Origin of the sequence: Candidatus Sysuiplasma acidicola, from assembly GCA_019721035.1 — an archaeon.
GTDB classification, from domain to species: Archaea; Thermoplasmatota; Thermoplasmata; order Sysuiplasmatales; family Sysuiplasmataceae; genus Sysuiplasma; species Sysuiplasma acidicola.
Genome location: JAHEAA010000004.1, coordinates 138,926 through 149,493, shown reverse-complemented (window position 1 = coordinate 149,493; position 10,568 = coordinate 138,926). Strand labels below are relative to the sequence as shown.

Below are 10,568 nucleotides of genomic sequence, written 5' to 3'. Positions count from 1 at the left end.
ACAAACTGGTCTGTCACATTCAACGATGTGACAGAGTATGCGTCTGCAGGACTCGTGTCATTCACTGTGCCCAACGGTACGTACCAGTATTCCGTGAGCAGTGTACCGGGCTACACTGCTTCCACATATTCCGGAACAGTCACTGTTTCCGGAACAAACGTGACTGTAACCATTGTGTGGAGTACAGCTCCTGCAGCAACGTATCCTGTCACATTCGATGAGACAGGACTGCCTCAGGGTACAAACTGGTCTGTTGTGTTTAACCAGACAATTGCATTTTCCACCACCGGTTCCATTAAATTTCATGTGATCAACGGCTCGTACAACTTCACGATCCAGAATGTCAGCGGATTCAATTATTCGCCTTCTTCAGGCAACGTTTTTGTAAACGGCGGTCAAGTAACTGTCAACATAGTATTCGCTCCTGTGCCGCCTGGAGGACACAAACATGATCATACCAAATATCGCGTCACATTTACCGGAACAGGCCTTCCTTCAGGCACAAACTGGTCTGTCACATTCAACGATGTGACAGAGTATGCGTCTGCAGGACTCGTGTCATTCACTGTGCCCAACGGTACGTACCAGTATTCCGTGAGCAGTGTACCGGGCTACACTGCTTCCACATATTCCGGAACAGTCACTGTTTCCGGAACAAACGTGACTGTAACCATTGTGTGGAGTACAGCTCCTGCAGCAACGTATCCTGTCACATTCGATGAGACAGGACTGCCTCAGGGTACAAACTGGTCTGTAAGCATAAATGGGCTGAAACGGTCATCTGACACAAACTCGATAACATTCAGAGAACCAAACGGCACATATGTCTTTTCAATTACAGGAGGCATCAGCGGTATCTATGCCGTCCCAAATGGCGGTTTCGTAACTGTGAGCGGTGCAGGAACGACTGTCACTGTTTCGTGGTTAAGTGGAAAGAGCAACGTTTATGAAGTTTCTGTAACCGAGGAGGGCCTGCCATTCGGGACGCTTTGGAAGGTTAGCATTGGTAATTTTAACTATACATCCACAAACGCAAGAATGTTGTTTTTTGTGCAGAACGGCACATATTATTATTCAATTTCTGCCGGGCACGGCTACATTCCCATGAACAGCACTGGGAGTTTTAGAGTCGACGGAGCTCCAATGGTACTCAATGTGGGGTTTGTTAAGGGCGTTCAGGATAAATCTGCAGTTAACACTGATGCAACGTTTGGAGGCAGCCTTGCAGTTATTTTCGTGGCCGCGGCTATCGGCGGACTGGTTATGTGGAAGAGAAGAAAAATGAAAAACTGACCAACGCACTGATTAGGTCGCTGACATACAAAATTGATCTAAAAACCTGCGTCCATGATTTCACAAGTACTCGTAAACCATCCAGGATGCCGGAGAGACAGGCAAAATGAGAATGCTCAGCGGAACGGGATGAAATAATTATTGACTCAATAACAACCTCATTCAGCCAACGTAGACTATAGCCGCCAGCCAACCACAGAAACTCGAAGATTCACGGATCCAATGAGGTGTGTGTCATCCATATGACTACAAGTCAGGCACCTTAATCCCCTGTCGCTGCGGTTTCTCCTGACAATGTTGCCGCACACGAAGCAGTTCTGTGCTGTCTTCTCGACGGATGTCCCTGCCCATCACAGCGCTGCGTCAGCCGCGTGACGACCCTAGAGTAGTGGCAGAACGACAGCAGCACGTTTGACTGTAGCGAATGACTGAGGGAACGTCACGCTCCACGTCCGCGCTTCGCATATTTCAGGCGCTAAAGCCTTAAACTCTGAACACCGGTGAATGCCAGTGTCTTGAGGAGACAGTTCTCCTCCGCCGCCATGAAATAGTGATAGGACTGGCGACATCTGCCTGAGGCCCTGATGGCTTGCCACAGCTCTGTGCCTGCTTCCAGTCTCTCTGACGTGTAGAGAATCGCACGCACTCAGCGGTCGATGGCGACGAAATCACCCAGATTACAGGCAGTGGTTCCTGTTTAGGGAAGATGATATCAACAAACACACACTTCTCATCGATACAGAGCCGGATGGGCGGTGACAGTTCCAATCCTTGCTGAGGAACCTGTCTGTGTGTTCATTCCAGTTGAAAAGCACTCTCATCTCTGTAACACCAAAACCGAACTTCAGACACATGTCAAACGATCGGTAAAATCGATTGAATGGGGAAGTGGGCAGGCTTTAACACCTCTAGCAGACTTTGTATTCCACTTCAGCGGTTGACGGCAATCTTCAAACGATGACATCGATTCATTTCAATTGTCTCTGTGCGTAACAGGGGTATCAGTTGAAGAAGAGGACGTTGTTTCCGTGTGTGTATAAGTTACGTTTTTTGTATCAGGTTCGACAGGTCCCCTGAAACGCTCAAGGAGCGTGAGCTGGAATATTATACCTATTACCACCACTGCAATTGCAGCTATCACCGCGACTACTCCGAACCCGAATAGAGTCAGCCCGTAATCCACCAGCAGACCGCCAGCAATAGCGGTAAACACCACAATAAGTTCCTCGAAATAGATTATGCAGAGAATGAAAACAACGATTGCAACTACCAGTGCCACGGCCAGTGCAATAGTTGCGCCATGGGCTATGTTACTTAGAACGCCTCCCCTGGCACCAAACAGTATCAGTGTTCCAACCAGTGCAAAATAGGCAATGAAAATTGAAATGCCAATCTCGGCTATGTAATAGAAGAGCAAGCCTCCAATAACCGCACCTATAATTCCTAGGAGTATACTGCCTATCAGCCCGTCTATTGATGCTCCAAACGCCATGCCGATAATGGCACCCAGTATTATACCTATGATGGCAGTAAGTATCTCCCACATTTCCCTGCCTGCGAATGCCATCAAAAGCCCAAGTGCCACCGTTATAAAACCAATATATGGAAAGATGAACTGTGGAATAGAAGGGAAAACAAAATACGCGTAAGAGAGCATGATTATTCCTACTCCTTCTGTACTATAATTACCTTCTCAATCGATAAGTTACTAGAACGCGGTTAAAATGAGACGGCTGGCCACCGTATACTGCAGAGCTTCGGAAAACAGAGGAACTGCAACTACACCTGCCGTCAGCATTTCCGGGAGGTCATGCCCTAATGGAAATTCCCATCGCTATGATTGCAAGAATTGCACCCAGCCAGTAAACCGTAAAGTAGGATATCCGGAATATGGGCGAAGAAAAACCCGAACCCGCAAATGCTACGACCATAGTGACAATCAGGCCGACAACTGCCATTCCGCCACCCAGACCTATCAGGACTCTTCCGGAAATCCTGTGCTTCAGCAGGAACATGGATCCGCCGAATATTACAAGCAGGCCTCCCAGTCCTACCAGAAATGCCAGTATTGAAATGACCACTTTCAATCCATAAGTTTCATCTGGTGACAGGTTAGTTCCGTAGTGCTTCAAAAAGTAAGTCAATATTGTGCCCATGAATGAAATTGCAACGACCCCGCTAATTATCAATATCAAACCTGCAACTATTCCTACTGACCCCGACAATAAACCTCTGCCATTTGCAATCCTGTGAAAATTCGGCAACGCTGTTCAATCGCTCCATTTTATCTATTCACACACACAGTATCTAAACTATTGTAACTGTGATAATTGAGCCGTCACATCAGGGCGCAATCAACTCCGAAGCGTGCAGCACTCTCTGTAACACAGGAGAAGAGCCCATGTGAAGTAGTCGATGCTACACAGCTGGCGTTCAACGACACAGCCGGCTGACTTGAGGCGGGAACGCTGCCATATCTGAAGTTAGCGACAAAATCATTGACACGCGCTACCGGCTTCGGGGCAGCTTCACAGCAGTCATCGCTTCCCGGAGATCTGTGACATACTGAGATCATCGAACATGCACGAAAATGTGAGTGCTGAACAGAGGAGTGGAATGATTGAGATCCTTGTGCTTCCCGATGACTAGGCGCAGCTGCTTCTTTAATAGCCTGTATCATAAATCCCGACTGAAAACGGCAATCTGAAAAAGGGCCTTTGAACTTGCATGTCCTGATGCTAATGAAGAGAAAATGCTGGATCCGTGAGTGCAACCAACATCTGCCAGGGCCGTTACATACATATTAATAATCTCCTTGTAATACTATTAAATATCATGACACAGAAAATCATGATATTGAGCAGTTTATGGTGAATCTGAGTGGAATTATATGGCAAAGAATAAAAAAACACATATTACACGCAGCGTTCGTCTCGAGTCTGAAGTAGATGCAGGAATACAGGAAGCGGCCGCCAAGAATGGATTGAGCGTAAATCAGCTTGCATCAAGAGCCCTGAAGAGATACGTGGAATGGGACTTTCTAGCCGACAGATTCGGATTCGTTGAGGTTCCTCCCGAACTCCTGCAAAAGATGGTGGAGTATCTTGCGGATGAGTCAATCAGGGAAGTGGGAAAATGGTTTGGCGGGACGGTGCTCAAAGAATATGTTCTGTTCTGGTTCAAGGAAATAAATTTCAAGAATGTGATCAAGGCTTTTCCGGAGATGATTGCCAAATATGGCAGGATGTTTGAATATGAGCAGATTGAAAACGATGATGGAGGCATGATTATTATCAAACACCAGTGGGGAGAAAAATGGTCTATTTTCTATGATCAAACGGTAAAGACGGCGTTCGGATCGCTTCTAAACTGCAAGGTGAAAACAGAAACTTCCCCAAATCAGATTACGATGTCTTACCTGTTTGCCAGCATTGAAGTTGTTCGTTAAATCTTCACGCCGAATACCTAACACAGCTGCACCTTTTAATGGGAATGCGTGATTGAAAGTTTTTCTGACACGGCGCGCCAGAAAGAAACTGTAGTGCATTCCCATACAGCCTTAGCAGGAGTATCATTCCTACTTCGAATATACCTTCAGGGTTTCGGCATAAATTGATGTTTCCTTCGACACCGAATTTACATAGAAAAGACCAAAGATCCAGACAGCCACATAAATGAGCCAGACAGAGCTGATTGCATACCCGATGCTGTCATCGACAAGATATTTTGCCAGACCTGCAATTGCTCCGAACAGAAGAAGAAAGAGAAGGGACAGTTGCGGCCAGAGTCTAACCAGAGGTTCTTTCCCGCCCTTCTGACCCTTTGGAGTCACTTTGAATGGCTTCTTCCTTCCAGTCAGAGCATAGACTGCAGAAACCAGGTATACGGGAAAGCAGACAAAATTGAGACTGATGTTAAGGATTGCGCTCGATATTCCATGCCCTCTCAGCCTCATAGTAAGGAAGAATGAAGTCATAGACAGAGCTAGATACGGGACTAGCGCATAGAACAGCAGGATGCCTGGGCCCACCACGGGCGGAATGCCCAGAAAAACATAGGTCAGCGGGGGAAGTATCACGAACATGTTTGCAAAACCGACAAGGTACCAGCTTGTGGAATTCAAGTATTCCCAGTACTGCGATGCCTTCATCCTTTTTGGGTGCCTCAACATCAGTTTTATGACCCTGGGCCAAAGAGAGATGGAGCCGAGCGACCACCGGCCCTGTTGTGTGAAGTAAGCCGCAAGTGTTGACGGCCCTTCTCCGAATACCAGCTTTTTGTTATAATACAGAGATTTCCATCCTCTGGCGTGCATGTTTATTGCTGTCGCCATATCTTCTGTTACTATTGTTTCATCAAAATTGCCGACATCACTAAGCGCAGCTACACGGTAAACCACGTTACTGCCGCAGGTGAACATTGCATTGCTCACACTCTTTCCCTCTGCGATGTAGTCAAAGAATAGTGCCTGCACAGACTGTGCTGCAGAAGCCATTCTGCTCGCATCGGTATTGACATAAACCTGAGGAACCTGAACATATGCGAGGCTGCCGTCGTCCTCAAGCAGCGGAAGTATTTCGTCAAAAAACTCAGGCGATGGCCTCTGGTCCGAATCGAACACAGCCAGGTATTCCTCGGTTACGAGATGCATTGCATCGTTTATCGCCCCCGCCTTGGCTCCCCGTCTGTTCTCTCTGTGAACATAGGCAACATCATAATTTTTAGCAATTTCTTTAACCGATTCCCGGATTCTAACATTTGTAGAATCATCCAGCAGGAAAACTCTTCCCCTTTCTCCGGTTGCCAGTTTTACTGCCGTTACAGTCCTTTCAATAATCTCCGCAGGCTCATTGAATGCCATAATGAAGACAGCAACTCTGCTGCTGGCGTATCTTCTGTAATAATTCGCAATCGTCTGCGGGTAGTGGAACTGGGCCTTGTAGAAGTTGTAAAGATAGGCCGAGGTCTGCAGTGCAAAGAAAGTGTCGCCTATTATCAGCAGAACGGCGAAGAAGTGGCTGGAAGGTGAATAACCATGTGAGAACAAGACGATACTGCTTATCACCAGATACAGAATCATGAATGGAAAAGTCATGAGAACAAGGACCAGGTACCCGAGTCTGTTTCCGCCCATAGACTCAGACATCCTGATGGTGAACGCGACAAACCGGGAGGAGAGGAATACGACTCACTGCATCATTAAAAGTAAGATTCATTGAGATCCCGCCGGGAACTCCATTATTTCATCCATTTCGGGCTCCTGCTCCGACTCGGCGGTCCCTGAAATCGGCAATCTGCCGAGCAGGGTCAGTTTCATCCGTCCGTCGACGATCCGTGTGCCGATCTCAAATCTTGACGGATCTATCTTTACACCTCTAATCTTAAGTGCTTCGATAAAGTGTGTTCTTGTATCGCCGACTGCCTGGAACCCGAGGTTGATTATACCGTCGACGTAGCTGTCGCCGTAACTGAACGAGCCAGGCCCGTACCTTGCGGTCTTTGTGAGCATCGAGGTGGTGCCCATTTTTGATAGACTCAGTATAAACCCCCTGATGAAATCCCTGCCGGCTGCGTCGTCTGGCCAGAAATCATCTATCGAATCTATCACCAGCCTTTTTGCTTTATGTTTGAGCACTACCATGCCCAGATCAGTAACGATCTTCAGCAGGTATGCCCTGACTGATGAGGCATCTCCCTTCAGCATCTTTTCCCTGAGATCCTCTATCTGCGTAGTCAGGTCGACTAGTAATATATCACGACGGAACAATTCGACTTCCAGTCCCTGATTTGAAAAATCAGAAAGAATATTTTCAATGCTCTGACCCGTGACGACCATCACACCTCTTTCACCATGTTTTGCTCCCTGTATCAGATAATTAACAGCCACGGTTGTCTTCATCGAACCTGATGGGCCGGAGAGTATGTATACCCGGCCGGAAGGGAATTCGTCGGCTATTTTTTCAAAGCCTTCAATTCCAAACGTTGTTGATGGCCGGGTTATCGGATTCAGAAATTCATTCCTGATGAAATGCCAGAATTCGTTCAGAGCGCCATCTGCATCCGCGCCGGCCAGTATACGGATGCCGAAATGCCTGGCCAGGCGCTCTCCTTCTTCATCCATTCCGTGAATTGCGATAATTACGCCGCGGTAGCCCTCTATATCGGAAAGTTCGCTGTAAAGTCTCTTGACATGTTCGGAACCCAGCGACTTATTCCCGATTCCCGGCACATTGATCACAATACCGCGTGTCACTTCTCCATATCCCGCATCCTGACCGGCAGGTGAACCGCGTTCCGCTCTCTGAGCTACAGCGATATCAAAGGTGTGAGTGATGCCGGACATGCCCTTCAACGTGGCTAACTGAACAGGATCGAGACCGTGCTGTTTCATGACTTCCACAAACTTGAAGAAGTCCGGTATTGCTTTTGTCACCGTATCTTTCAGTTCACTTTTAATCGAATAGGCGAAAGCCTGTCTGATCAGGCCGTCTCCGTATGAATAGAGCTTTGAGCATCTACGGCACCTGAATGCCGGAACAACTGACCTGCCGTGTGACTTATCCATTTTCGCAGCATACCCTCTGTTCGGAGGAGGGTTTACGGCGTTGAAAAGGTCCAGGGATATAGGGTCGGTGGCACTGCATGCAGGGCATGCGACAGTTTCAAACCATACCTGCCGCGTAAGAAAGCCAGCCTTGCTCAATAACTCAAGCCTTTCATTCAGCTCTACCGAGCCAATATGCAGAGTCTGTTCAAGTCCGGGATATCTGAAGTCGAATACCGCGTCAGGTGAAGGCTCGGCGGTGGTTCTGCCGTAATAGAGCATCGACAGAATGTGCTCCGAGTGATGGCCAATATCCGGCTCTTTAAACAAAATGTCATAAAACTGACTGGAGGCGTTACTCCAATTGCACTGTTTCATATCTTCCTGTCCGGCATTACGGCTCTTGAATGAGGCTGACAGTGCGTCAATTTTCCTTAGAGTTTCCTGATGTGCGTACACTGCCTGCGTTTTAGGTATATTCCGCTCTTTACTCTTATTTGATTTGCGCCTGATTGAATTTCTCGCAATAAGAATCGCAAGTAACAGGGTAAGAATCAGACCGATTGCGATGAGGTAATATAAAAAACGGTTAGCCGAGATTAAGAACCAATTGAGGAAATTGAACAGATACGCGAATCCTGCCGCAATCGTCACGTAGAGAGTGGCGGAAGCCAGTGCAGTTGAAATTGGCAGTTCGGTGCGGGAAAAGAGCCAGGACACTTCTTTTTCCGGCATAATAAATCCACTGCATTTCATAGATTACGCTCCTGTTTCCGTCAATTACACGGGCACTCCATTGCCGGAGTCTGTTGATGCAGTCTGGCAATATACGGACCGAATATCTCGGCATCTTCGTGAGCTACCGTATTTTTTCACACGTTTGCCTTATTTAGCCATTTGGTATCGACTTTCATTGGCTATGCCGGATGACATTTTACTGATTTACACGATGAGCCTAGACCTGACTGCAGCTGCAACACCATACATGTGCCGGCACATCAGGAAGGGTAAGATAGTACCGCCGTTGTTTCCAGAGTGAAGCCGGAGCGTCACGCACCCGCGAAATCGCCATCTTCTTGATATTTTTTAGCATAGATAAAGTTTAATTATCAAAAATGATAATAAGCACTTGCCATAACTGATGCCCGTAAAGCCAGAATGGCGCAAATACTGTCCAATGTTGCGTAAAAACTTGTGGCGGTTTTGCCTCGAAGTGAGGAAAGTTGGGGGCGAATTACCGTGATATCGAGAAGAAATGAAATTGAAATAACGAAGGAAGTCCTTTCGCTTGCGAAAGTATCTGCAGTAACTAAGACACAGATAGTGTACAGGTGCAACCTGAACTTTGCGTATGCACAGAAGCTCATAGATAAACTTTCAATGGAAAGGCTGATTTCCTTTGCGGAAGAGTCAGGAAGAAAAACGTACTCTACGACCAGCAAGGGCATAGATTTCCTTTATGAGATTGACAAAATGTTCGCAATCAGGCAGAGCAGGCAATAGCCTGCTGTATCACAACGGCGGGGCAAAGACAATGATGTCTGAGTATGCCCGCCCTACAAAGACCGCGCGAATTGACGCGATCCGCCGGGGCATTCAGGAACACAGCTGGACCCAGATTTTTTTGCTTTTTGCAGGACAGACAGTAACGGCACTCGGGTGGTAACGTGAAAAACAGAGCACACAGGAATCGATATGCTGCCGTTCTGGTTCTGGGCCTGGTGTGTTCACTGTCGTTCGGATATTTTTCCGGCGGGATGGCTTCTACTACAAAAACTACGGTAATAACCGGAGGCAACATCAATACGGCAGCCTCCTCAGGTCTGGTGGTCAATACAACTCTTACCAACAATTCGCTTTACGGCAACAGTTCAATGTACAATCCGCAAACGATATTCAAAAACATAACGAAGAGATTGAATTTTTCACTTTATTATGATTATAGCGCCTCCGGGAAGGTAAAAGTAAATGCAGAATTTGAAGTCATCCAGACGCTGTATTCTTCGACGGTCCCGTCATACAGCAAGGTACTTAATTCGAGCTTTATTTCATTCACATTCAATGGAACCAGGGCATCCAGATGGATTCAGATACATGTCAACATAACGGACGCGCTTCTCTTTGCAGAGCAGGTGAACAAGCAGCTGAATATTGTGCCTGCTGCTCCGAGTCTGATTATAAACATGACAGGACTGTCGGAAATAGATAATAAAGCCACACCTATGAATGCCAGCCTGAATCTTTCTTTCAACTACGAGAATTATCAGACTGTATTCTACAACCAACTTACAAATTACGACTACATCAGTAACGGAGGCAACCACTACTGGAATTCGTCTGCCCTGATTAACAATGATTCTGTAGTGCCTCTGCCGAATTTCAAAAATTTGTTGGAAACGATCTCACTGTTTTCCTACGCCACTTCCGTCCTGTGTGCTGCCGCCATGATTTCAATGATGATTCCGGAACGAAAGGAGAAACTTGCGAAGTTTATCGACGATAACAAGGATGATATTGTGAAAGTCAACTCACCTCCGGTCATCACCGGAAACGATTTTTCAGTGAGATCTCTTGAGGAGCTCCTGAGGATAACGCTGGCGTCCGGCAGGCCACTGCTGATGTTTGAGGGGGATGATTACACCATACTGTATTCGAAAGCGAACGATTCCGGCTACTATATGAAATTCCGGACCATCCATAACGACGAAAAGAGCTGAGGCACTTTCTTGTG

At 47.0% G+C, this 10,568-nt stretch carries 9 protein-coding genes; 4 read left to right on the top strand and 5 right to left on the bottom strand.

Annotation, left to right across the window (positions count from 1 at the left end):
- Positions 1-1,293 (top strand): hypothetical protein (locus tag KIS30_03230; GenBank protein MBX8645757.1); only part of this gene is annotated, 1,293 nt, incomplete at its 5' end.
- Positions 1,294-1,469: 176 nt separating this feature from the next.
- On the opposite strand, the gene KIS30_03225 is transcribed toward KIS30_03230, so the two are convergent.
- The 3 genes from KIS30_03225 to KIS30_03215 all read right to left on the bottom strand — a co-directional run bounded on the left by KIS30_03225 (position 1,470) and on the right by KIS30_03215 (position 3,482).
- Entirely contained in the window at positions 1,470-1,601 is a 132-nt protein-coding gene (locus KIS30_03225; protein ID MBX8645756.1) for a hypothetical protein, read from the bottom strand.
- 665 nt (positions 1,602-2,266) lie between these two features.
- Positions 2,267-2,950, bottom strand: coding sequence for a hypothetical protein (locus tag KIS30_03220; protein ID MBX8645755.1), 684 nt, complete (start codon positions 2,948-2,950; stop codon positions 2,267-2,269).
- A gap of 151 nt (positions 2,951-3,101) precedes the next feature.
- The gene (locus KIS30_03215; GenBank protein MBX8645754.1) at positions 3,102-3,482 is read right to left on the bottom strand and encodes a hypothetical protein; all 381 of its coding nucleotides are present in this window, start codon (positions 3,480-3,482) and stop codon (positions 3,102-3,104) included.
- Positions 3,483-4,183: 701 nt separating this feature from the next.
- On the opposite strand from KIS30_03215, the gene KIS30_03210 reads away from it, so the two are divergent.
- A complete protein-coding gene (locus tag KIS30_03210; protein MBX8645753.1) occupies positions 4,184-4,741 on the top strand; it encodes a hypothetical protein in 558 nt (185 codons plus the stop codon).
- Between the two features lie 129 nt (positions 4,742-4,870).
- Here KIS30_03210 and KIS30_03205 read toward each other — a convergent pair whose 3' ends face one another.
- Positions 4,871-6,427 (bottom strand): glycosyltransferase, encoded by a 1,557-nt coding sequence (locus KIS30_03205; GenBank protein MBX8645752.1) that lies wholly within the window; start codon positions 6,425-6,427, stop codon positions 4,871-4,873.
- Between the two features lie 78 nt (positions 6,428-6,505).
- Positions 6,506-8,572, bottom strand: a complete 2,067-nt coding sequence (locus KIS30_03200; GenBank protein MBX8645751.1) for an RAD55 family ATPase — start codon at positions 8,570-8,572, stop codon at positions 6,506-6,508.
- 504 nt (positions 8,573-9,076) lie between these two features.
- Between KIS30_03200 and KIS30_03195 the strand changes: the two genes are divergently transcribed.
- Together KIS30_03195 and KIS30_03190 are read left to right on the top strand one after the other, a co-directional pair.
- Entirely contained in the window at positions 9,077-9,340 is a 264-nt protein-coding gene (locus KIS30_03195) for a transcriptional regulator (protein MBX8645750.1), read from the top strand.
- A 164-nt stretch (positions 9,341-9,504) separates the two neighbouring features.
- Positions 9,505-10,554 (top strand): hypothetical protein, encoded by a 1,050-nt coding sequence (locus KIS30_03190; protein ID MBX8645749.1) that lies wholly within the window; start codon positions 9,505-9,507, stop codon positions 10,552-10,554.
- Positions 10,555-10,568 lie beyond the last annotated feature (14 nt).